This window comes from Marivivens sp. JLT3646 (assembly GCF_001908835.1).
GTDB classification, from domain to species: domain Bacteria; phylum Pseudomonadota; class Alphaproteobacteria; order Rhodobacterales; family Rhodobacteraceae; genus Marivivens; species Marivivens geojensis.
Genome location: NZ_CP018572.1, coordinates 689,555 through 712,635, shown reverse-complemented (window position 1 = coordinate 712,635; position 23,081 = coordinate 689,555). Strand labels below are relative to the sequence as shown.

The window sequence follows — 23,081 nt, the reverse complement described above, 5'->3', positions numbered from 1 at the left end:
ATGGATAAGCTCATCCAAAGTGAAAGCAGTGACTCTCAGCGGGCATCCTATACGACACAAGATGGTCGTTCCTTTGTAGGCTACTTACAGTTTGGGGAAGCTCGCCTGAATGACTACAAAGCCGCAACTGGAACAGAGTTCACACAGGATGAGTTCATCAATGACAGTGAGCTTCAGTCACGAGTTGCAGCATGGCACATCGCAAGCATCGATGACGCTATTGATGGCATGGGTGAACCCGCCCAGCGCTTCAACAGAGACGGTCTACGTGCTGCGGCACACTTAGGTGGCATCACAGGTATGAAGCGGTTTGTGCTCTCTGACGGTCAGTACAATCCATCTGACGAACTTGGGACATCATTGCAGCATTACTATGATCGCTTCAGTGAAGGTTTAGGTTTAACCTAAAGCCACTGCAAAACGAAAAGAGGCGACCCGAAGGCCGCCCCTATGCTCGTTAACCTTCAGCCTTAATCAGTATCTCAGGTCTGCATTCAAAGCCACGGAATGCCGTGTAGTTCCACCGATGCTGTCCAGGCCTAACTCGAGTTCGAGGGTCCCGTTGCCGTCCTTGGTCGTGCCTAGGAGGCCGAGCAAAAGACCTGTGCCGCAGTTCCGAGAGGTAGTGCTGCTTAACTCCGTGTACTCGCACATTGCTTTAGGTGTTACAGTAGCCACCAGCAGACTATTGGCCAGTGTCTGACCGTCCATCGCTGCACGGTACTTGGGTGCTAAAGAGACATCTGCATATGATACGAGACCACCGTCAATCGAGAGAGTGCTGTTTGTCAGGCCATAGGCTGTGCCAGTGAACCCGATGGTGCCGAGGTCAGTACGAGCAGCATTGATCGAGAACGTTGGCCAAAGGTCGGAACTCTCGTCAATGGTAGTCACACCAGTTAGTGTCAGACCACTCAAAACAGATGTGCTCTGATAGAGACTATCGAGATCAAGTGTCCCGTTGGTTAACTGCAGATCATGTTCGTTCTGCTTAACGGTGAGGTGACCATCTAGGTATAGCTGGTCTTGTAGTTCGGTAACGAAGTAACCACCGATTGATGCCCCGAAAGAGGTCTGATCACCTGCAAAGGCGCCAGACATGTCGGACTGAATATACTCGGCACCAACAAACCAGCCCAGCATTGCTGTGTCAGACGTCAAGTATTCCCAAGCGATGCGACCAGACAATGCACCAGTGGTATTTCCATTCTCATCACGTTGAAGATTGAAGTCCCCAGACGTCATGCGTCTGTAGGTGCCATCAAAGTTTCCAAACTGACCAAAGAAGTTACCATTAATGTTTGCTGAACTCGTGGATACAGACGTAGAGCCATCGATGTCGAAAGGAATGTTGTTGCGACCTGACAGGACAGATTTAGAGGCATAACTACGCATCCTACCAATAAACCTATCACGGGCTGATGACATGAAGCCTGATGCCTCCTGAACACCATTACGGATGCTTTGAAGAGCAACGGACTGCACTTGCTGGCGGATTACATCTTCGTTGGCTGCAAAGTCCAGTGCTGGCGAATTGGCCTGTACCACCGTAAACGTAGCATTGCTTGCGGTGATGGCATTGTCTGCGCTGTCTTCGACTGTCGCTCCAATTGCTACATAGACCACCTGCCCTGAGCCAAAATCACTCGTCGGGTTGATCGTAACAACATTGCCACTGACAGTCGCATCGAACGCTAAATTGGCGCCGCTGGAGTTTGTCTCCTTTAGCGTAATCAATGCGTCCACGTTTGTATCAGTTAGAGTTGAGTTATCGAGCAAGCGAACGGCTTCACTGAAAGAAATGGTGATGTTTGCATCTGCGGCCACACCCGTGGCGCTGTTCGCAGGGCTGAAGGTCAATGTGGGGGTTGTGATGTCAGCTGTTTCGAAGTTCAGCGTCGTTGCCCCAAATATACCTGCGAAACTATTTCCAGCAGCATCATCAAGAGCCGTCGAAGCAATTTCGACATAGTAAGCTGTAGACCCAGTAAGATCAGAGGTTGGGTTAATGGTAATGATAGTTGTACCTGACCCGCTTATGGCGCTGGATGTGGCAACGTCGAAACTTTCAACAGTGGAGCCATCAAAAACCTTTTTGATGAAAATCGTGCCTGTCTCCGTGTCGACTGCCTCAGAAAACGTCAAGTCAATGTTGGAATTGATTGCCACACCAGTTGCATCATCTGATGGCGACGATGAAGAAAGCGTAGGGGGCGTAATATCAGGAGCCGCAACTGTTATCGAGGAAACGCCAGCCCCCGTAACATTCAAGGAGTAAGTGTCGCCACCATAAGAAAAACTAGCAGTGAAGGAAGCATAGCCAGAACGTGTTGTGCCTAAAACATAATTCGAACTGACGTTCGAGACACTTCCTCCTGCCAACCCACATGTTTGCTCTATATTCGCCGCACTCCAATTTCTGCTATTATCAGATGCGGGGGTTAAGTCTCGCTCAGAATCAGAGATATCGATAAGGAATAACGCCACCGACTCGTCATATGACGAAAGGTTTCTTACTTTAATGTGAACTTGGTTCGCAGATGTTAACACTGCAACCCAGATTTGACAGTTATTTAGAGTTCTAAACGCTTGCGAGTTACTGGAGATGGTAATTGCCGAGGCAGAGAATGGCACCGTCATAAACACAGCCAATAATAAAGATATCACTAAGGTCTGAAGACGTTGCACCACTGATATTTTGTTAATTAATGCCACAACGTCGCTAGCCCGACAAAGACCGCAATTGAAAAGTTGAAGTTTTATGGTTTTCAAGAGCAAGTCCCTTTGATCAAAATGCGCTTCGGCTAGAGATTTGATAGCCTGACCTATTGAAGAATGTTTCGCAAACGAAAAGAGGCGACCCGAAGGCCGGCCCTATGCTCGTTAACCTGCACAATTCCTTAGAAGTGGAACTCGGCCTGTAGGTTCAGACCTTGGCAATTTTTCGCAAGCTTCAAAATGGTATCAAAATTAGCAGGATTTTCGGGATAGCGCTTGTTCGATGGCAATTTTTTGACCTTTGAAGAGAGCTACCTCGCCCTCTGAATCTCCTGCCATCGACGAAACTGGTACCAGAACAAAGAAGACGGTAGCAGCATCGGTTGCTACTGCGTTGCGCTGACGACGTTCTGCTTCAGTGAGTTGTTCGCTAACAGACGACAATTCTCTAACCAGTTGGGTGCAAGACATTCCTGAATAGTCGCTAGCCGAAACTGCGACTGGCGCAATTTTGGATGGGGGGGGAAGCACAAGCTCCCAAGGATGATAACACCGAGATAGCGAGAACGATTTTTTTCATTTTTACTGAGTCCTTACGAATTAGGCTAAGAAACGATGACGTAAATGTGATCTAAATTGAGAAATCTGGTTTGTACAACCGCAAAGTAGTTGTTGGTGTCAGATTTAGACTTCTGGGGTGGAGCCATCCTTATTCTACAACAGCCCCAACTTTATTTGGATTTGCAGACTTCGTGGTCCGTGTAGCTATATACTCAAACTCTTTATTGTTAGGCGTTTCACATCGACGTTGTGTCAGCAGAACGTATCCACCTTCGTAAAGATACAGTGCCTCACGTTTCAACGGAGTGGATTCCCCCTGTCTCTTCCTCATGTAGATCATCTTTTCACCTACATCGGCTTGCATCACATACTGGGCAAACTCATGCGGGGACATCTTGGTAAGGTCAACAACAGGCTTCTGGGTCATTCAATCATCAATCGTTAAGGTGCAGCTTGTGCATCCAAAACGAAGTATGGGACTGAGCCTACCTATTCTGATGTAGCATTGATGAGTGCATCAGGTGGGGTTTGCTGTCGCCACTCAAGATCGACGACATTGGTAGATGTCTTTGGGTAGGACAATCTGGTCCATGCCAATGCGGTTCATTTGATCCAAATAGTCGAAGTGGTTTGTCAGAACACCATCAGCGATAACTCTGTAGGTGGATTGCTGAAACATGAAGGCCACGATGCCAGTGTTGGTCACTGTCACCCAACGGATGTCATCATCGCCCCAAAACAAGACCTTTCCAAGATTACCTGTACCGAACTGAGCAGACATTCTGCCGCTGTTGAGAGTAAGTGGCTGATCTTCACCTGTAGCCATATTCTTACATGTAAGACTAATGCCATCAGCTAAAGCGGCAGTGGCACTGAAGCCTAACATGGTGACGAAGATCACAGCTTTGAGCATCAACCTATCTCCAGCGTTGTCGTAGTTTGATCAGTATAAGCAACCTTAGCACGTGATGTCTTCTCTTACTCTAGCCACGATTGGATTAGACCACCTAGATATCGATACAATCATGGCATCCCTATCTGAGGTTTCAGAATGGCAAGGTAGGAATGAAGAGTGGTTTAAGCATCGGAAGTCTCAACGATTGAGGATGACTTAACCATCTTAGGTTTCACATACTAAGTCAGGGTATGAGAGGTAGTTAATACAGAGGAGTAGAGACATCCTTGTGTTCCTACTTCTCATCTCGGCCTGAGCTACTCCCCGATGTTTGGACAAGATCTGGCGTAGATTAAGCTACTCGTTGCACCTGCTGATCGGGTTGGGTATCATTTTTCCTCGGCCAATAGACCACAGCTGGTGGCCTACCGCCAAGAGCTGAGTGTGGGCGTTGGTGATTGTAGAAAGTCATCCATTTCCGGATGCCTGCCTTCGCTTCTGATCCGGTCTCCCAGGCATGCAGGTAGACGCACTCGTACTTCAGGGTTCGCCACAGCCGCTCGATGAAGATATTGTCTAAGAAGCGTCCCTTGCCATCCATCGAGATGCGCACGCCCGTTCGGCGCAGCCGATCTGTCCAAGCAAAAGATGTGAACTGCGATCCTTGATCGGTGTTCATGATGTCGGGCGGTCCAAACTTGTGGATGGCCTCGTTCAGCGCTTCCACGCAGAAATCGGCCTCAAGTGTATTCGAGATCCGCCAGGACAGAACCTTGCGGGTGTGCCAGTCCATGATCGCCACGAGGTAAAGGAACCCGCTGCGCATCGGCAGATAAGTGATGTCTGAGCACCAAACCTGGTTCGGGCGTTCCACCCGTAGACCTCGCAGTAGGTAGGGATAGGTCTTGTGCCCCTTCGCTGGCCTGCTGGTGTTGGGCTTCTGGTAGATCGGCATCAGGCCCATCAGCCGCATCAATCGGCGAATGCGCTTCTCGTTCACCAGATGGCCGTTGTTGCGCAGGTGCCAGGTCATCTGGCGGACACCGAAGAACGGAGCCTCCAAGAACTGCTCGTCAATTCTCCGCATCAGGTCAAGGTTCTGCTCCGTCTCTCCCTTGGGCGTGTAGTAGAAGGACGACCGTGCGATCGACAGCAACTTGCACTGCTTACCGATGGACAACGCCGAATTGGCCGGCTCAACCATCTTGCGCCTCACTTGCCGGTCCATGGTTTGAGCTTTCGTGACAAAAAATCGTTGGCCACAGCCAGCTCCCCAATCTTAGCATGGAGTTCTTTCACCTGCTCTTCGTCGATCTCGGGGGTTTTCCTGCTGCCGCGCTCGAACACGCCAGACGCACCTTCCAGCAACGCCCGCTTCCATGTATGGATCATCGTCGGATGAACCCCGAACCGGCTCGCCAGCTCGGCCACCGTCTGTTCACCCTTCAGCGCTTCAAGCGCCACCTTCGCCTTGAACTCAGGCGCGTGTTGTTTCCGTTTCGACATCTCTGATCTCCTTCTCGTCGAAGATCAGCAGACAACAAATCGTAGCTTACGTCAGTGTCCGAATTTCGGGGGGTAGCTCAGCCCACTACCGTGGCCCTATTATAGTAACGCTAGAACAAGCATCGTTACCTACTCAGACACACATCCTTTGTCTTAGCTTTACAGCCACTACCAATCGTAAAACCTCGTGTGTGTAACAGCACATATACGTACTACCATAGTGCCCCCTATGGCCCACGCAGGGGTACCTAAAGCCATACATGAGTTGCCTCTGTACGGCTCTCTCAGGGAGTCACAGGGCACATCTTAACCTTGGGTATGCATCACCTAGGTTTGGTCAGTGCATCTAGTCGCTACCTTACAGTCTCAACTTCATGAATTGCCTGTGTTGTAGCCTGTGATGGCACAACCAATCACGTATCACTGACATGCTTAGCTTAGAGCTACAGCACACCAAGTTTATACTGAAAGCATCACATAAGCGCTGGGCATCAAGGTGAACGAAGGAGTTTGCTTTGTGGTTCTACTTGGGATGCTGAACCTACCAAAGCATTACTGACCAGATTACTGACCAAGATGTGCCGTATTGTGATGAACTACGGATTAGCCTATGTAATGAAATCAGAGTGTTAGCAGATTTGTTGTGCCTGTAACGGGAATAGAACTATGGGTCTAACCGTGTGGGGGCACCACTTTAAGTAGAGCATGCCCAGCGCATTTGATGCTTAACTATCTGGAAACACTCAAAGATTTAACTTCGCTTCACCATGGCGATTGCATTGAGTGATGACCATTCGAAAGTCAGACACCGATCAAGTCAAAACAACTGCCTTCATATACTGCTGAAGCTGTTCGAGTTCATACCCACGACCATAGCCCTGCCCTACGCTATCATGTGACCATCCCCCTAGCTGATCGACCATCTCAGTCGGACAGCTAACGGCTCTCAGCCTGTCACGCATAGAGTGACGGAAGCTATGCATTGAGCATCCTTCACCGACATATGGCTTCAACCACTTATTCAGAGCGCTACTGGCTGAGTTCGCATTGGTTTTGCCCGTTTTATTATACCTCGGGAATGCTGGTCCCTTTGCATCCCTACAAGTCTCCACAATGCGCTGGGCAGCCCAGAGTGATGCACCAACGAGAGGCACAATACGCTTACTACCCGATGTCTTAAGGCCACGATAACTATTGGGTTCAATGATGATATGCGGAACAGGATGATCCAGCTTCAGGTCAGACACCATTGCACCTGCTGCTTCAGCCAAGCGTAACCCTGAGTCACTCACTAAAGCGACCAGCCAACGAGCTTCATCATCAAGCTCTTTGCACTTTGCTTGCACAACACGGATGTCATTCACCGCAACAGGCTGACGCTCTGACACCCCAGCAGACCGATCATGGTACACACGAGTGAAAGGGTTCTTCAGGTCCAGAGCATGTTCAGAGTTCACAAAGTTGAACACAGCCACAACGCTATTGAAGATACGAGTGATACTGGACCCTGCCAAACCACGAGCAATCAGACTGTCACGGAAAGCCAGAGCATCACTACGAGTGTACTCATGCAGGTGCTTCAAGCCACAAGCATCAACAAGGTAGCCACAGGTACGATGTGCAGCAGCATGGAATGTCTTTGGTTTACCTGCACCCTTGAGCGACAGGTACGTCTCAACAGCTTCCGTTAAGCACATGCTCTGCATCACCTGAGGTGCAGTACCACTCGGCACAAACGAAGCGCTCTTCTGCTTTAGCAAATGCTTTCCGGGTAGATCAGCATGGGCTAGCCGCATGTGAGACCAGTGTTCATCCAGTTTAGCTGCCAGCATCACGGCCCGTGTTCGAGCTATGGAGTACTGCTTTGTGTGAAGCGACTGAACGACTCGTGGATAGCTGTAATGTTCAACTAAGTCGTTCGGCACACGTCTAGAGAAGTAGTAATAACCTTCACGGTTAAACGTATATGGGACACTTTTGGTCTGCATTCTGGTCATCACTCAATGCAATCGCCATGGTGAAGCGAAGTTAAATCTTTGAGTGTTTCCAGATAGTTAAGCATCAAATGCGCTGGGCATGCTCTACTTAAAGTGGTGCCCCCACACGGACTCGAACCGCGGACCTACTGATTACAAATCAGTTGCTCTACCAGCTGAGCTATAGGGGCACGTGGCGGCTAATAACGAGTCGTTGCGAGGTGCGCAAGACCTACCGGTTCGCTCTTGCAAGAAGTGCGACAGCACAAAGCCCGACGAGCGTGATAACCAGAGCCGCAGGCGCGGCTTGGGTTAGGTTCTCGAGGCTGGCTTTTTCATGAACGCGCGTTGCTAAGGTATTGTAATTAAATGGCCTTAGCAAAAGTGTCGCTGGCAATTCCTTAACACAATCCACGAACACCAAGAGTAGCGTCGAACCAACTGACGCCCGCACGAGGGGTAAATAAATTTGTTTCAGCACGCCCCCAGCGGTTTGGCCGAGCGAGCGTGCCGCCATCGGAAGACTGGGCGACACGCGCCCCAATGCGGCGTCGGCTGCGCCTTGGGCGATTCCGAAGAAGCGGACCACATAAGCGATGACCAGTGCTGCGGCCGTGCCCGTCAGCAAAAGGCCCGGATCCCAGCCTGTGAGGGCCAGCACACCGTCGGCGAGTTTGTTATCAAAGACTGCGAGCGGCACCAGAATACCGAGGCCCAGAACGGCTCCCGGCGCGGCGTAACCAATCGCGGTGACGGGCATCAGAAGGCGCGGCAGGGACTTGCCTGACAGACGGACGCCGTAAACCATCAAAACGCCACCAATCACGGTCAGAACCGCCGCGACGCCGCCGACAACCAGCGTGTGGGTAAAAGCGCGGATCAACCCCGGATCAACCCATTGGCCCGCGTTAAAGGCGTGGCTCGACAGGACAACGACGGGCAGAATGAAACCTAGCGTCAGCGGGATCAGACAGGCCAAGGTCGCAATCCATTTGCCAAACCCGGTGAGGGCGACGGCTTCTACAGGGCGTTGACCTCGGGCAGAGGTAAAGAAACGGCTCCGACGGCGCGATATCTTTTCAAGCGTGACGAGGAGCACGATGAGCCCCAGCACGAGGATCGAAATCTGCGCAGCTCCGCCAAGGTTGCCGCCCTGTAGCCATGTGGTGAAAATCCCTGTGGTCAGGGTTTGGACGGCGAAATAGTCCACCGTACCGAAATCGTTGACGGTCTCCATCATGGCGACCGCACAGCCCGCCGCAATTGCGGGACGCGCGAGAGGTAGACCCACCCGCCAAAACCGCCCCAAGGGTCCGACGCCCAGCGCACGGGCGACCTCGTATCCAGCGCCCGACTGTTCGCGGAACGCCGCGCGGGCCAGTAGGTAGACGTAGGGATAGAGCGAGGCAGAAAGCACCAAAACCGCAGCCCAACGGGTGCGGATTGCAGGGAACCAGTAGTCGGTTGGGCGGGTCCAGCCGAACAACTCTCTCAAGGTTGTTTGCACGGGGCCCGCGTATTCCAGCAGGTCTACCAGCGCGTAGGCACCCACATAGGCAGGCACTGCCAAGGGCATCAAAAGCGCCCATTGCAGCCATTGCCGACCGGGGAACCGATACATGACGACGAGCCACGCCGCCCCTGCTCCAACCGCTGCGGTGATCACGCCGACCGATCCCATCAGGATCAGCGTGTTGCTCAGGTAGCGGGGCAATGTGGTGCGCAAGAGGTGCGGCCAGATGTTGTCTGTCGGTGTGACTGCAAACCAAACGACCGCGAGGATCGGGAGCAGCACCAAAGCCGCAATGATCAACGCACCAACAGACCACCTGTCGATCAGGTGACGGCGCTTTGCGGTTGCTGATATCTGACTAGTTTGCTCGGACATAAATGATCGCCTATCCGAAAGCGGTTTCCCTGTCCAGAAAAGCCCTTATATTGGGGCAACAAAAAGCAGAACAGAAAGACGACATGGAAATCGCGGTTCATATCGGCGCCAGCTGCACGGACGACGAGCGGCTTATCAAAAGCTTGCTCAAGAATGCAGACAGCTTTGCGCAACAAGGCGTGATCGTGCCGCAACCGAACCGCTATCGTCGACTGCTGCGCGAAACCATGCACAACCTTCAGGGGCAGGTCCCCGCCGAAGAAACCCGCGATATTCTGGTCGATGCGATCCTTGAGGATCAAGAAGGGCACCGCGTTGTCCTCAGCAATCCCGATTTCATCTGCGTGCCGAACCGTATCTTTGAAGGTGGGGAGTTCTATGCGCTCGCCGCGGCCAAAGCGCAGACGCTACGCGACCTGTTTCCGCGGGATCAAGTGTCGCTCTATATCGGCATTCGCAACCCCGCGACGTTCTTGCCCGAGGCGCTAAAGGCGTCCAAGGCGGAAACGCTGGACGATTTCATGCGAGGCGCGCGGCTGGATCAAGTTCGCTGGTCCGATGTGATTGAACGGCTCCTCGACAATGCGCCCGGTATTCCCGTGACCGTTTGGTGCAATGAGGACACGCCGTTTCTGTGGGCGCAGCTTATTCGTGAGGTATCTGGCGTCGATCCGATGACGCGGATCACGGGCGGCTTTGACCTGCTGCAAACCATCATGAGCCGCGAAGGGATGCACCGCTTTCTGGCCTACATCAAATCGCATCCACCCCAGACCGAGGCGAAAAAGCGCAAGGTGATCGCAACCTTCCTAGAGCGGTTCGCCCTAGAAGATCAGATCGTCGAAGATATCGAGATTGAAGGTTGGACCGATGATATGGTCGAACATATCACCGCCGCCTACGAGGACGATCTGGAACTGATCGCCCAAATGCCAGGTGTGAAGTTCATTCAACCCTAGCGGCAAAGGTTAGGGCGGCATGGGGCCGCCCCGCACGGATCACATGCCCAATGCAGCTTTGTACATGTCGAGGATCGCTTCCTCTTCGGCGATGTCGTTTGCATCGCGTTTGCGCAGCGAAATGACCTTGCGCATGACTTTGGTGTCGTAGCCACGACCCTTGGCTTCAGCCATCACTTCTTTGATGCTGTCAGCGATATCTTTCTTTTCGGCCTCCAGACGTTCGACGCGTTCGATGAACTGGCGCAGCTCTTGGCTTGCAACGCTTTCGGTGACGGAATCGGACATTGGAGCTCCTTCATTTCGGGTTGGGGGCAATCCCTAACCCCTGCCCCGCCGCTTGCCAAGACCCTTGCCAAGCTCATGTCCCCGCGTTAGGCGAAACCCCGCAACACAGAGGGAGACGACGATGGACCTGCTGATCTGGATCGGTGCCGCAATCACGGCAATTGGTGTCTGCGGATTGCTGTGGACCGTGGTTCTGGTGCGCGCGGCGAAAAAAGCAGCGACCAATGACGACGACCTTCGCAAACGTCTGGGCAAGGTGATCCCGATCAACCTTGGCATGCTGTTGTTGTCTGTAATGGGCCTGATGGCTGTGATCCTCGGGATCAGCCTCGGTTAAGGGCGCTGGACGCTGATCGCGTCAAAGCCCATCAGATATTTCGCCGCCTCATCCATCATGCGCGGCACTGTCCAAACAGGGCTTTCGACCTGCCAGTCGCGCATCTTTTCACGCAAATGAACGATCCCGATCTCACGCGCCGCATGCATCGGGCCACTGTGCCACCGCGGGAACCCCATCCCGATCACAGCCACCGCGTCGATATCCGCCGCACGCCGCGCGAGGCCCTCTTGGAGGATGCGCCCCCCCTCGCCCGCGATCGCACCGATCAGACGTTCGGTGATCTCTGTACGATCTTGTAGCGACACGCGCTCTGGCTCTGCTCCGAAGTGACCTTGGGCAAAGCCGTAGTCGATCATCACCGCGTCAATCGCACCCTTTGATCGGCCCATCGCAAACATCATTTCTGCCGCGAGGACCTGCGACCGTCGCAGGCGTTTCAGGATATCCTGCGCCTTTGGCCCCAGAACCCGCCGCCGCGTCTCTGCGTCTCGTGTCACCATGTCGGTGGGCAATTGATGCTCTGCCGCGAACAGACGGCGCAGGGCGGTGGATTGCGGGTCGGCAAGGGATTGCTGCCACCGGTCTTCTTCGAACTCTATCCCGATATCAAATGGCAACATCGCTGCCGCCTCAACCGCATCGACATAAAGCGATTTCACACGCAACGGATCACGCCCTGCCGTTTTGCGGGCCTTGGCGACGACATCGAAATATTTCGGATCACGCAGCCCTTTGGTCATGTCACGCACACGGCGCAACGGGGAATTATGGGTGATCAAGTGTTCCGCGAATTGCAGTGTCGCCGCACGGATGCCACCCGTGACGATCCCATCGATGAGGCCAGACAGCTTCGCCTGCTCTGCCGTAACGGGCCTGCCGCCGAGCAGCATATCCAATGCGCTCGCCGCCCCGACGAGGCGCGGTAAACGTTGGGTCGCACCAGCGGGGGACAACAACCCCAAAGACGCCTCTGGCATGGCGAGTTTACAGGTCGCTTCGGCCAGTCGGTAATGCGCCGCGAGCGCCAGTTCGACACCCCCAGACAGAACCATCCCGCGCAGACCTACGATCACAGGCATTGGCAGGTTTTCGATCTTTTGGCAAATCGTCCGCAGCGACGGTGCATCGTCGAGTTTGTCCATCTGCCGAACATCAACGCCCGCGCAGAAGGTATCGCCCTCGCCTGTGATGGAAACCGCCATCACATCGTCACGCACAGCCAACTGGTCCAACAGACGGTCAAGCTCAACGCGCAGCGCATGGGTCAGCGCATTCACAGGCGGAGAGGCAAGCACAATGACCGCAACGCCATCGCGCATTCGGAATTTCACTAAATTCGACAAACTGCCCAAGTCCTACTCACCGACTGCTCTGCCAGACTTTGGGCCTGCACAGAGGCAAAGGGCAAGCCTTTGCCGCCGTTTCGGGTGCAAAAACAGGCATTTCGCGGGATTTCACGCCTGTTTCGTCGCCTCAGCGCAACATCCTAGATCGGCATATTATCGAATTGGGCTTCTACGGCTTCGTCGATCAGGCGCATATCCAGATCCTGTAGACGTGGCGGAACGGGAACGCCTTCGTCCGCCATTTGTTTCAGGATCGCATGATATTCTGGCTGAAGCCGATACCGATGCGCGGCATCGCGCTGCATATCGTCAAGGATGGCGTAGAGTTTTGCTTCGAGTTCGTGCTGTGTCATGTCCGCTCCTCTTGGGTCGGTCAGCGGGACAACCCCCGCTGAATGACCTAAGGTAACGCCGCGCGGATTACCGCGCCATGACACACGTCAAGGTGCGGCAGGAACTGGACAGAAGACTTCGTACAGACGTTCAAGGATCGGACCAACGCGTGGGTCTGCCAAACGGTAACGAATGGTGCGGCCTTCACGATCGCAAGAGACCAAGCCTTCCGACCGCATACGTGCCAACTGACCCGATACATAAGACTGCGACGCGCCGAGCATCTCTTCGAGCTCGCCAACACACCGCTCTCCGGGAAGAAGAGCGCAAAGAATACGCAAGCGAGCTGGGTTCGAAAGAACCTTCATCACTTCTGCTGCTTCGTCTGCTGCCTTATCCATGGCCTCCGCCGTGATTGCCAGATCGTCCATTACGTCCTCATAAATTTAATAACCCACATATTAAACTATTGCAATACGTGACCAGTGTTCTATTTTCAGTGCCAGACAAGCTAGCACAGAATCTGGTCAGGACCGCTGCAATGTCCGATATGCCAAAGGTTCGGCTTTGTCCGCGATTGTAACGCAGATAACGCGAAACAGATCGTAATTCAAATATAACGGCGCCGAAAGGTGTCGGTGGTTATGTAAATGGGCCGTTTGCCCTCTCTCGCCAACTCTTGGGAAACGAACAGGACAAAAAATATGCAGATTGAATGGATCTTCGGCCTTGCCGGAGGTGTGCTCATTGGATTGGGCGGTGCCGTATACCTACTGGTAAACGGGCGCATCATGGGGGCATCCGGCATCATCGGTGGAATCATCGACGGCAGCGCTGGCAACCAAAAAGCAGAACGGGCATGGTTCATCGCTGGACTTTTGGGCGTACCGACCGTTTTGGCAATTCTCTTTGGTAACCTCCAAGGCGACGGCCCTGCACAAACTTATGCCACTGAAAATCTATGGGCTGTAATCGTTGCAGGCCTTTTGGTCGGCATTGGCACACGCATCGCAAATGGCTGCACCTCTGGGCACGGCGTCTGCGGTATCTCGCGCCTGTCGCTGCGTGGGATGGTTGCAACTGTCTTTTACATCGTCGCAGGCGGCTTTGGCGTGATCCTGTTCAAACATTTGCTGGGGTGGGTGTAATGCGTAATCTCTTTTCTGCTATTTCCGGTGGGCTCTTTGGTGCTGGCCTCTTTGTGTCTGGCATGACCGACACCCGTAAAGTTCAAGGCTGGCTCGACGTGTTCGGCGAGTGGGACCCAACGCTCGCATTTGTGATGGGCGGCGCGATCATTCCGATGTTCTTTGCATGGCGCTGGACCGAAGGCCGTATGCCCGCGTTGGGCGGTATGTTCCCGCCGCGACCGAACCCTGTGATCGGCCGTAACCTTGTCCTTGGCTCGACGCTGTTTGGCTTTGGCTGGGGTCTGGTGGGTCTTTGCCCAGGACCGTCGATTGCCTCACTCTATTATGGTGGCATTCAGGGTACAGTTTTCGTGCTCGCGATGGGTGCAGGCATGTGGTTTGCGCCTTCGATAAAAGCACGTCTGGACGGAGCCGCTCCGGCGGTTTAATCCTGCGCTATGGATATACGCACGATCACTGACAGCTATGCTGTGACCCCGCAAATCACCCCCGAAGACCTCGACGCGATCAAAGCGGCAGGGTTCGTGGCGGTTATCAATAACCGTCCCGATTCGGAGATCCCGCCGGAGTGGCAGTCTGACGCGATGAAAATCGCCGTCGAGGGCGCTGGATTGGCCTATGTGGTCAATCCCGTCACCCACGCAGGCCTGAACATGGACATGGTCGCACTCCAGATGGCGACCATCGACTCCGCTGGTGGGCCCGTGCTGGCCTACTGCGCCTCGGGCACACGGTCGTCGATCGTTTGGTCGCTGGGTATGGCAGGCAAAATGCCGACTGAGGCGATCATCAACGCGACCGCACGTGCGGGCTATGACCTCTCAGGTCTCGCTGCCCGTATCGACGGCCTCGCTGAGGGGTAAAGGCGCTGCCTGACGGGGCGGATCAGCCACCGTCACCTCTGACAATTGCGCGGGCTGCGCGGGTTCAATCCGCACGGCCCGTTGCCCCGCCATCTGGCCCAAGCGGCCCATGGCAACGCAGGTTTCATCTGGCCCTTCCAGACGCACCGCACCAACCGTAGCCCCGTAGAGCGGCACTACATCCCCCACAGACAATCCTTCGACCTGCGATAACGGCAGCGAAATCCGCGCGAGAATACCGTTCAGTTGCGCATGCGTTTCCAAAACCGACTGCCGCAAGTTATCGGCCCATTGGGTCGACGGCGCCTTGGCCTGTGGTTTCGGCGCTGGAGGAAGCGCGATCACCAATTCAGCCGCGCGAGAGGTGTCGCCGAACCTGACCGCGAACCGCACCACCCGATAGGTCGTCGCAGCTAGGATCATTGGCACCTGTCGTGGAGTTGTGATCGCTGCGCCAATTGTCACCGCCGTGAGCCAGTCTGCCAGATCGGTGTCCACCAATCCTCCCACTAGATCATCGAAACAGGTGGCTAAGAACGGAAGGCATAACGCGCGATCCGTCGCCGTAATTGGACGCGGCGCTGCGTCACGATCCACCACCCGCCCAATCGTTTGCATCTGCGTTAGCGCCGCGACGAGCGGTGGGTCACAGGCCAACAGGCCCACGGCGATCCCACGGTCGAGCCCGATGATGACACCGTCGGAAAGTGACGCCGCGAGGTCATCAACATCGACCTCCGACAATGCCACATCGACCGATACGGGAACACCGAACATCCGATCAAACGCCCGAACGATCGCCAACCGCAAGGCACGGTCAGGTGTCCCGACTGGCGCGTCGGGGGGCTTGCGTAACATGCGGTGTAAAACGGGCGTTTCCATAGCCCGCCGACTGTATCTCTCAGCGCGTTAGCACGGGGTTAACGGCGGGCGGCAAAACGACACGAAAGGCCGCACCACCCTGCCCTGGTAGATAAGTAATCGTGCCACCCAGTCGGGTCATAATCTCGCGGCAGATGGCGAGGCCAAGGCCCGCACCGCCCGCTTTTCGATGATCAGACAAACGCGAGAATTTCTCAAAGATCACCTGTTGGTTCTCTTTGGTTATCCCCGCACCGTTATCGATGAAATCAACGACCCATTCGCCCGCGACCTTACGCGGCTCAATCCGCAGCACAGGACGTTTTGCATCGCAGTATTTGCCCGCGTTGGCGATCAGGTTGATAAAGACCTGCGTGAGGCGATCCAGATCGGTGTAGAGCGGAATGGTCTCTTCGCCATCGCGCCGTTTCACTGTGATTGCTGTGGGGCTATGCGCTGTCGCTGAAACCGCACGATCAATGACCGTCTTAAGGTTGCCTTGGGCCATGTTCAGCGTCACTTGACCGTTTTCCAACACGCTCAGGTCCAACAGATCGTCAAGCAAGCGGGTCAGACGCATCGCCTCATCATGAATAATGCCCGAATATTTCGACAGTTCCTCATCCGACATCCCGCCTTCGCGCAGGATTTCAGAGAAGGACCGGATCGAGGTCATCGGCGTCCGCAGTTCGTGGCTGATCTGGGACAGGAAGGCATCTTTTTGGATCGACAACTGGGTGAGCTTTTCGTTGGCATCGCGCAGCTGACGTGCGGTGCGCTCTTGCTCTGCCGACTTTTGCTCCAGTCGGTTGGAATATTCCATGATCTGCGCAGCCTCGTCCGCCACCGCGATCAGGTCCTCAACGGAAACGGACGCACCTTGGATGAACTGGCCAACCATCGCGTGGGCCGTCGCAGCCCCCACGGACCCTGCCAATTCGCGCTCCAAGTTCTGGACAAACTCTGGCGTGACCTCGGGCAGGTAGCCAGCCTTCCCCTGCCGCTGCGCCTCTTGCTGGAACAGAACCTGCGCCTCGTTCGAACCAAGGATACGCTGCGCCATAATCAACAAATCTTCGGCCTCAGCCGTTGAGGTGGTCCATGCCCGCGCCCCTTCGGAATGTTCAAAGATGTTGACGAATTGCGCACCCTGCAACCGCTCCAACGGCTGCGGGAAGGTCAGGACAGAGCCAAAGAAAAACGCGACAGAGTTCAGCAACATCGACCACATCAATGCATGGATCAGCGGGTCGATTTCCGTGATCCCAAAGAGCGCCTGTGGACGGAGCGCCGCGATCCCGAACGGCCCGTGATCGATGACCGTTTGCGGCAGGATGCCATCAGGCCCAAAGGACGGCAGGAACAGTGACCATGCCCAGATGACAAAGCCGACGGTGATACCTGCCACTGCGCCCCAGCGGGTCGCACCACGCCAGAAAATCCCGCCGATCATCGCAGGGAGAACCTGCACGACACCGGCGAATGAAATCAAACCAATGGCGGCGAGTGCTTCGCCACCACCTGACAGGCGGAAATAGATGTAACCGAGCAGCAGAACACCCGCGATGGACAGGCGGCGTGCGCCGATCACCAACTGACGGATATCGCCAGAAACCACCGCCCCCGGGCCTTTGGACGAAAGCCACAGCGGCGTCACGATGTGGTTCGAAATCATCGTCGCCAGCGCAATCGTTGCCACGATCACCATCGAGGTTGCAGACGAGAACCCGCCAAGGAACGAGAAGATCGCCAACCCGTCCAACCCTTGGCTCAGCGGGATGGTCAGAACGAACAAGTCGGGGTTGGATCCTTCCGGCAGGATTTTCAGACCCACCACCGCAATCGGCACGACGAAAAGGCTCATCGTCAGAAGATAAAGAGGAAAGGCCCAGCTTGCGGTGATCAGGTTCTTTTCATTGGCGTTTTCGACGACCAACACCTGAAACATGCGCGGCAGGGTCAGGAACGCAGCGCCCGAAAGGAAGGTCAGCCCCACCCAGCGTCCGCTGGATTGTTGCCACTGCGCAATGTCAGAGGTGTCGATCAGGTCGATCATCGGACCAAAGCCACCCGCAACGCCCCAGACCACAAAGACCCCAACCGCGACCAAGGCGCAGAGCTTTACTACTGCCTCGACCGCGATCGCCATAACGATCCCGTGGTGACGTTCGTTCGCATCAAGGTTCCGCGTGCCAAAGATGATCGTAAAGACCGCAAGGCCCAAGGCGACCCACAGAGCGGAGCGGGTCAGGTCTTCGCTCAGCCAACTGTCGCCGGCGGCATCCGCAAAGACCGCGAACGACAGCGTTACAGACTGGAGTTGCAGCGCGAGGTAAGGCGTGGCGGCCACTACCATCATCAACGTGACCATCACGCCCAGCGCGGTCGATTTCCCGAAACGCGATGACACGAGGTCAGCGATTGATGTGATCCGCTGGCTCCGTCCGATCCGCACCAATTTACGTAGAACCCACCACCAGCCGATCATCACAACTGTCGGGCCAAGGTAGATCGTCAGATACTCTAACCCCGACCGCGCCGCATAGCCCACCGCACCGTAAAACGTCCAAGCCGTGCAATAGATCGACAGAGAAAGAGTGTAGATCCACGGTGACCGCAGCCACGCCCCCGACCCCTTTTCCGCGCTTCGTTCGGCGGCAAAGGCGATGACAAAAAGGAACGCGACATAAGCGAGCGCCACAGCCAAGAGGAGGTTAAACGACACCATCACCGATCATCGCTCCGATCAGTGGTCAGAAAACGAGCGATCCCCGCTGAAATACCCAGAGCGCAGAGCCAGACCGTAAAGAGATAGATCAGCGCATCCGCGGTGCCGAGTTCGCCATTTCGGTCCCACAACAACGGAATACAGAACAGAATCCCGATTAGAACGGGCAGCACACGTGCCACGTCACGCATACGGCGGCGGCGATATCCTGCGCGTTCGAGAAAGGTATTTTTGGTGGGCCGCGCCATCGCGCTTAGTCACGCACCAAGGCGCGCACGCTTTCAAGAACTTCAGCGTTCGAAAACGGTTTGGTCATGAATTGCGTGACACCGAGCCGTTCTGCCATCTCGCGGTCACGGGTTTGACCCCGCGCGGTCAGCATCAGCACAGGCAAGTCGGTGGTTTCGGGGGACTCGCGCAGATCGCGCAGAATATCAAAGCCGCTTTTACCTGGCAGCATCACGTCCAGAATGATCAAATCGGGCGGCGTCGCAGTGATCCGTTCGTTGGCGGTTTCACCATCGGAATGGGTATGCACGGTCCACCCGTCTCGCGACAGGATGAAGCTGATCGCTTCAATAATGTTCGGTTCATCTTCGATGACCAAAACCCGTTTTGCCATTCCTCAGCCCCTCCCAAGACATCGGTTTCCGCCTGACTATCACCGTAATAGGCGTCACTGTCAAAGCTGTGATTGCTAAACCGCATCCTCGTTCAAGATCGACGGTTCACGGCGGGCACGGCAACCGCTGCGGGGACAAATTCGGCAGGATGTGCCGACAGGATCGGCAGGACCGCCCGAAGGTGCCACGGAGCGCACAAGCATTACGGCCTCCATCGTTGCAGGTGCGTCAAAGCTCGCAGCACCTGCGGGTGCGGCAATCGCATAGCAGCGGAACCGCCCCCCACCGTCGACTGGCAACTGAACGTCGCGGCGAATGGGTTGCATCGGTTGACTAAAGGCGCGGAACAGAGGCCAAAGGGGACAGGCCGCCGCCGCACGCGGCAACCCGAAGCCAGAGACCTGACGCTGCAATGTGATCGCCCCTGCCGCATCACAAATCACCAGACCAAAGGCAGGATGGCCGCTCTCGATCGGCAGAGTGGCGAGCCGTCGCATCGCCGCGGCCAGTGGCACGCCAAAGCGCCCAGCCAGAAGCGCGGGATCATGACCGACCTCAATCGCTGCCGCCGAGAACTCCTTGAGCGGCATTGTTTCGGCATCGGCGAGGTAACGCGTCCGATAGTCAGCCAACAGGGCTGACGCCGCCTTGGATCGTAGCATTGGTGCACGCTGCGGTGCCCCATCGCCCTCGAGATACGGCAAGTGGAACCCTTGCGCATCGAGGTAGGTTTCCACTTCTTCTTGAGGCGACAGCGAAGCGGTGCCCTCTTCGCTGGGCGCGTCAAGGTAGGACACCAGCGCCCGTGACGCTTCGGCCAATCGCTGACTGTCCTCATATATATTGCGATGGAACCGACGTTCCCAATCGCGGTCGATGTCATCATCACTGACAAGGATCGACGCCGCAGAGCGGATCGAGGTCACCGACGAAATCACCTCGTGCAAAGATGTCGCCAGTTGCGGGTCGTGGGCCAGTCGGTCGGTCAACACTTTGACCCGCGCCTCTAGTTCATCAATCCGCTTATCCTGACGCACGACGAGCGAGGCCCAGCCAATGAAACGACCCGCGAAATCCTCTGTCCGCGATACCTCTGCCCCAGAGGCACGGTCCCGCGCGGCAGAGGCGCGCAACTGATCCAAAAGCGCCGTTTCCGCCCCTTCGGTCAGCGCAGATGGGTCCACTTGCATCGCCCGCGCGAGGTCGTTGAGCAACTTTCCCGCGATTCTGCGGCGGTTGTGTTCGATCAAATTCAGGTAGGACGCGGATATCCCGACCGCATTTGCCAGATCAGTTTGTCGTATACCAAGGTCGACACGCCGTTCGCGAATTCTGGACCCTGTTAACTGGCGCTGCACCATCGTGATTCCTTCAACGTTTTCAGTCTGTTTCCGCACCTGCGAGAAAACGATTTTACAACGTATACCATGGCATTGTGATTTTCTTTACAAAAAAATCATTATATCCAAGTGACTTGTTGCCCGATTTTCGAAACTCCCTTGATAATGACCTTGCATGTAAAAATGCTTTTCGCATCGGGAAGGAGGAGCCCGGCGCGGATTTTCACAATAGGGAGGATAATAATGTCCAATAAATTCTAGCGTCGTGGCGTGCTGAAGTCTGGCGCTATCGCCGGCTCTGGCCTGCTTCTGCCGACTTACCTACGCGCTGAAAGCCACAGCGGCTTTACCAATGCCCCAACAGGCAGCGAAGTCGTGTTTGGTTTCAACGTTCCGCAAACTGGCCCCTACTCCGAAGAAGGTCTCGACGAACTGCGCGCATTCCAGCTCGCTGTTGAGCACCTGAATGGCGAAGGCGACGGCGGTATGCTGAACACCTTCTCGTCCAAAGCGCTCGACGGCGCAGGTATCCTGGGCAAGAAAGTGACCTTCGTCACTGGTGACACCCAGACCAAATCTGACGTTGCACGTGCCTCCGCACAGTCGATGATCCAGAAAGACGGCGCAGTGATGATCACTGGCGGTTCGTCCTCGGGCGTGGCTGTTGCTGTTCAAGGTCTGTGTCAAGAAGCTGGCGTGATCTTCATGGCCGCTCTGACCCACTCGAACGACACAACCGGTAAAGACCGCAAGGCCAACGGTTTCCGTCACTTCTTTAACGCCTACATGTCCGGTGCTGCTCTGGCTCCGGTTCTGGGCAACGTCTATGGCACCGAGCGTCGCGCGTATCACCTCACCGCTGACTACACTTGGGGCTGGACACAGGAAGAGTCGATCGCGGCGTCCACCGAAGCTCTCGGCTGGCAGACCGTTGAGAAGGTTCGCACCCCAGTTGGCGCAGGCGACTTCTCGTCCTACATCGCACCAGTTCTGAACTCGGGCGCAGATGTTCTGATCCTGAACCACTACGGCGGGGACATGGTGAACTCGCTGTCGCAGGCCGTTCAGTTCGGTCTTCGTGATAAGATGGTGAACGGCAAGCAGTTCGAAATCGTTGTTCCGCTCTACTCGGAACTGATGGCGGCTGGTGCTGGTTCGAACATCCAAGGCGTTTACGGTTCGATGAACTGGAACTGGCAGCTGCAAGACGCTGGCACCCAGGCCTTCGTAAAATCGTTCGGCGAAAAATATGGCCGTCCGCCTTCAAACGCTGCACACACCTCGTATGTTCAGACCCTGCTCTATGCAGATGCTGTAACCCGCGCAGGCACCTTCAACCCATGTGGCGTTGTCGAAGCTCTCGAAGATTTCGAATTCGACGGCATGGGCAACGGTCCGGTTCTGTACCGCGGTGCAGACCACCAGTGCTTCAAAGACGTTCTGGTTATGAAAGGCGCAGAGAACCCGACCAACGAATACGACACGCTGGAAATCGTTGAAACGACCCCGCGTGCTCAGGTCGAATACGCACCGGATCACCCGATGTTCGCCGGTGGCGATCTCGGTCAGTGTAACCCGGGCGCTTAATCACCACTCACATAGACCGGTCGCGCACAATGCGCGGCCGGTTCGCCCCCGTCAACGCACGGGGGTTTAGCCACTCCCAAGACAGGGCGGGGACAATGGACGCTATTATCCTGCAGTTTTTCAATGGCCTTGAAAAAGGCTCGGCCTACGCGCTGATCGCGTTGGGCCTTACTCTCATCTTCGGCACATTGGGTGTTGTGAACTTCGCGCACGGTGCGCTGTTCATGATCGGCGCCTTCTGCGCTGTGACCTTGCGCACGGTTTTCGAAATTTCCAAGGTTTCGCTCGATCCGACCAAGACCGACTTCTTGGGCAAACCTCTCGAGGTTAAAACCCCCTATGTAGAGGCATGGTTCGGTGAAACCATCGGGTCAGCGATGATCAACTATTCCGTGCCACTTGCCATCCTGCTGACCATCCCCGTGATGCTCTTTGTCGGGTGGGCGATGGAGCGCGGTCTGATCAAACACTTCTACAAACGCCCCCACGCGGACCAGATCCTTGTGACCTTTGGTCTGGCGATCGTACTGCAAGAAATCGTTAAATATTTCTTTGGCGCGAACCCGATCCAGATGATGGCACCGTCCGACTATTCGGGCACTGTGAACATCGGCGCGCTACTCGGTATGGACATTTTCTATCCTGTATGGCGTCTGGTCTACTTCTTCTTCTCGGCTGTGATCATCGGCGGCGTCTTTGCCTTCCTCCAGTTCACCACCTTCGGGATGGTTGTTCGCGCAGGTATGGCAGACCGTGAAACGGTGGGCCTCTTGGGGATCGACATCGACAAACGCTTTACCCTGATGTTCGGCCTCGCTGCTGGCGTCGCGGGTCTGGCGGGCGTGATGTACACACCGATCCTGTCGCCGAACTACCACATGGGTATGGACTTCCTCGTGCTGTCCTTTGTTGTGGTGGTTGTGGGTGGCATGGGTTCGCTTCCAGGCGCTGTGGCTGCGGGCTTCCTCTTGGGCATTCTGCAATCCTTTGCATCGCTTAACGAAGTCAAAGCGATCATCCCAGGCATCGACCAGATCATCATCTACCTCGTCGCCATCGTCATACTACTTACCCGTCCACGTGGCCTCATGGGTCGCAAGGGCGTGATGGAGGACTAA

Annotated in this window: 24 protein-coding genes, 1 tRNA gene and 1 pseudogene; 8 read left to right on the top strand and 18 right to left on the bottom strand. The window is 55.3% G+C overall.

The annotated features are described in order from the left end of the window. Positions 1 to 408 carry a hypothetical protein gene (locus BSK21_RS03615; protein ID WP_067548615.1) on the top strand — a complete coding sequence of 136 codons (408 nt, stop codon included), beginning with the start codon at positions 1 to 3 and terminating at the stop codon, positions 406 to 408. A 66-nt stretch (positions 409 to 474) separates the two neighbouring features. Here the strand turns inward: BSK21_RS03615 and BSK21_RS03610 are convergent, their stop codons facing one another. The 9 genes and pseudogenes from BSK21_RS03610 to BSK21_RS03570 all read right to left on the bottom strand — a co-directional run bounded on the left by BSK21_RS03610 (position 475) and on the right by BSK21_RS03570 (position 9,544). Then, the gene (locus BSK21_RS03610) at positions 475 to 2,715 is read right to left on the bottom strand and encodes an Ig-like domain-containing protein (protein ID WP_156894208.1); all 2,241 of its coding nucleotides are present in this window, start codon (positions 2,713 to 2,715) and stop codon (positions 475 to 477) included. A gap of 255 nt (positions 2,716 to 2,970) precedes the next feature. Beyond that, a complete protein-coding gene (locus BSK21_RS03605) occupies positions 2,971 to 3,162 on the bottom strand; it encodes a hypothetical protein (protein WP_156529551.1) in 192 nt (63 codons plus the stop codon). 265 nt (positions 3,163 to 3,427) lie between these two features. Then, a complete protein-coding gene (locus BSK21_RS03600; protein ID WP_067548624.1) occupies positions 3,428 to 3,706 on the bottom strand; it encodes a hypothetical protein in 279 nt (92 codons plus the stop codon). A gap of 114 nt (positions 3,707 to 3,820) precedes the next feature. After that, positions 3,821 to 4,192, bottom strand: a complete 372-nt coding sequence (locus BSK21_RS15830; protein ID WP_156529552.1) for a hypothetical protein — start codon at positions 4,190 to 4,192, stop codon at positions 3,821 to 3,823. A 334-nt stretch (positions 4,193 to 4,526) separates the two neighbouring features. Beyond that, a protein-coding gene (locus tag BSK21_RS03590; protein ID WP_156894207.1) for an IS3 family transposase occupies positions 4,527 to 5,680 on the bottom strand; the annotation gives its coding sequence in 2 pieces (ribosomal slippage) (positions 4,527 to 5,407 and positions 5,407 to 5,680; 1,155 coding nt in all). A gap of 812 nt (positions 5,681 to 6,492) precedes the next feature. Next, positions 6,493 to 7,377 carry a tyrosine recombinase XerC gene (locus BSK21_RS03580; RefSeq protein ID WP_231924758.1) on the bottom strand — a complete coding sequence of 295 codons (885 nt, stop codon included), beginning with the start codon at positions 7,375 to 7,377 and terminating at the stop codon, positions 6,493 to 6,495. A gap of 105 nt (positions 7,378 to 7,482) precedes the next feature. Beyond that, positions 7,483 to 7,668, bottom strand: a pseudogene (locus BSK21_RS16255) (DUF6538 domain-containing protein); the annotation flags it as partial. 103 nt (positions 7,669 to 7,771) lie between these two features. Continuing rightward, positions 7,772 to 7,847, bottom strand: a tRNA-Thr gene (locus BSK21_RS03575). Positions 7,848 to 7,888: 41 nt separating this feature from the next. After that, positions 7,889 to 9,544: an iron ABC transporter permease gene (locus tag BSK21_RS03570; protein WP_067548168.1), complete on the bottom strand. Its 1,656-nt coding sequence runs from the start codon at positions 9,542 to 9,544 to the stop codon at positions 7,889 to 7,891. A 2-nt stretch (positions 9,545 to 9,546) separates the two neighbouring features. Between BSK21_RS03570 and BSK21_RS03565 the strand changes: the two genes are divergently transcribed. Beyond that, positions 9,547 to 10,503, top strand: coding sequence for a hypothetical protein (locus tag BSK21_RS03565; RefSeq protein ID WP_232230449.1), 957 nt, complete (start codon positions 9,547 to 9,549; stop codon positions 10,501 to 10,503). Positions 10,504 to 10,542: 39 nt separating this feature from the next. Here BSK21_RS03565 and BSK21_RS03560 read toward each other — a convergent pair whose 3' ends face one another. Continuing rightward, positions 10,543 to 10,791, bottom strand: coding sequence for a DUF2312 domain-containing protein (locus BSK21_RS03560; RefSeq protein WP_067548171.1), 249 nt, complete (start codon positions 10,789 to 10,791; stop codon positions 10,543 to 10,545). Positions 10,792 to 10,912: 121 nt separating this feature from the next. Between BSK21_RS03560 and BSK21_RS03555 the strand changes: the two genes are divergently transcribed. Beyond that, a complete protein-coding gene (locus BSK21_RS03555) occupies positions 10,913 to 11,128 on the top strand; it encodes a hypothetical protein (RefSeq protein WP_067548174.1) in 216 nt (71 codons plus the stop codon). On the opposite strand, the gene BSK21_RS03550 is transcribed toward BSK21_RS03555, so the two are convergent. The 3 genes from BSK21_RS03550 to BSK21_RS03540 all read right to left on the bottom strand — a co-directional run bounded on the left by BSK21_RS03550 (position 11,125) and on the right by BSK21_RS03540 (position 13,241). Further along, entirely contained in the window at positions 11,125 to 12,450 is a 1,326-nt protein-coding gene (locus BSK21_RS03550; RefSeq protein WP_067548177.1) for an enoyl-CoA hydratase/isomerase family protein, read from the bottom strand. The two genes, BSK21_RS03555 and BSK21_RS03550, sit on opposite strands and share 4 nt — an antisense overlap. Positions 12,451 to 12,617: 167 nt before the next feature. Then, positions 12,618 to 12,830 (bottom strand): hypothetical protein, encoded by a 213-nt coding sequence (locus BSK21_RS03545; RefSeq protein WP_067548179.1) that lies wholly within the window; start codon positions 12,828 to 12,830, stop codon positions 12,618 to 12,620. An 87-nt stretch (positions 12,831 to 12,917) separates the two neighbouring features. Then, positions 12,918 to 13,241, bottom strand: coding sequence for a helix-turn-helix transcriptional regulator (locus tag BSK21_RS03540; protein WP_067548182.1), 324 nt, complete (start codon positions 13,239 to 13,241; stop codon positions 12,918 to 12,920). A 273-nt stretch (positions 13,242 to 13,514) separates the two neighbouring features. Here BSK21_RS03540 and BSK21_RS03535 point away from each other — a divergent pair, with 273 nt between their 5' ends. Genes BSK21_RS03535 through BSK21_RS03525 form a run of 3 tightly spaced genes read left to right on the top strand, consistent with a single transcriptional unit; the run spans position 13,515 to position 14,824 of the window. Further along, positions 13,515 to 13,958 (top strand): YeeE/YedE family protein, encoded by a 444-nt coding sequence (locus BSK21_RS03535; RefSeq protein ID WP_067548185.1) that lies wholly within the window; start codon positions 13,515 to 13,517, stop codon positions 13,956 to 13,958. Next, complete coding sequence (locus tag BSK21_RS03530) at positions 13,958 to 14,389, top strand: DUF6691 family protein (RefSeq protein ID WP_067548188.1); 432 nt, start codon at positions 13,958 to 13,960, stop codon at positions 14,387 to 14,389. The genes BSK21_RS03535 and BSK21_RS03530 overlap by 1 nt, the downstream gene beginning before the upstream one ends. Before the next feature lie 9 nt (positions 14,390 to 14,398). After that, the gene (locus BSK21_RS03525) at positions 14,399 to 14,824 is read left to right on the top strand and encodes a TIGR01244 family sulfur transferase (protein WP_067548191.1); all 426 of its coding nucleotides are present in this window, start codon (positions 14,399 to 14,401) and stop codon (positions 14,822 to 14,824) included. Here the strand turns inward: BSK21_RS03525 and BSK21_RS03520 are convergent. The 5 genes from BSK21_RS03520 to BSK21_RS03500 all read right to left on the bottom strand — a co-directional run bounded on the left by BSK21_RS03520 (position 14,783) and on the right by BSK21_RS03500 (position 20,433). Then, a complete protein-coding gene (locus tag BSK21_RS03520; protein ID WP_074038955.1) occupies positions 14,783 to 15,682 on the bottom strand; it encodes a FliM/FliN family flagellar motor switch protein in 900 nt (299 codons plus the stop codon). The two genes, BSK21_RS03525 and BSK21_RS03520, sit on opposite strands and share 42 nt — an antisense overlap. A 43-nt stretch (positions 15,683 to 15,725) precedes the next feature. Beyond that, a complete protein-coding gene (locus BSK21_RS03515; protein WP_067548197.1) occupies positions 15,726 to 18,413 on the bottom strand; it encodes a sensor histidine kinase in 2,688 nt (895 codons plus the stop codon). Then, on the bottom strand, positions 18,413 to 18,661 hold the full coding sequence (locus tag BSK21_RS03510; protein ID WP_082959386.1) for a hypothetical protein: 249 nt from the start codon (positions 18,659 to 18,661) through the stop codon (positions 18,413 to 18,415). Before BSK21_RS03510 ends, BSK21_RS03515 begins: the two co-directional genes overlap by 1 nt. Positions 18,662 to 18,666: 5 nt before the next feature. Then, entirely contained in the window at positions 18,667 to 19,035 is a 369-nt protein-coding gene (locus tag BSK21_RS03505; protein ID WP_067548200.1) for a response regulator transcription factor, read from the bottom strand. 75 nt (positions 19,036 to 19,110) lie between these two features. Next, the gene (locus BSK21_RS03500) at positions 19,111 to 20,433 is read right to left on the bottom strand and encodes a short-chain fatty acyl-CoA regulator family protein (protein ID WP_367147022.1); all 1,323 of its coding nucleotides are present in this window, start codon (positions 20,431 to 20,433) and stop codon (positions 19,111 to 19,113) included. A gap of 213 nt (positions 20,434 to 20,646) precedes the next feature. Here BSK21_RS03500 and BSK21_RS03495 point away from each other — a divergent pair, with 213 nt between their 5' ends. Both BSK21_RS03495 and BSK21_RS03490 read left to right on the top strand, forming a co-directional pair. Beyond that, positions 20,647 to 21,963 carry a substrate-binding protein gene (locus tag BSK21_RS03495; protein ID WP_067548207.1) on the top strand — a complete coding sequence of 439 codons (1,317 nt, stop codon included), beginning with the start codon at positions 20,647 to 20,649 and terminating at the stop codon, positions 21,961 to 21,963. 95 nt (positions 21,964 to 22,058) lie between these two features. Then, entirely contained in the window at positions 22,059 to 23,081 is a 1,023-nt protein-coding gene (locus BSK21_RS03490; protein WP_067548210.1) for a branched-chain amino acid ABC transporter permease, read from the top strand.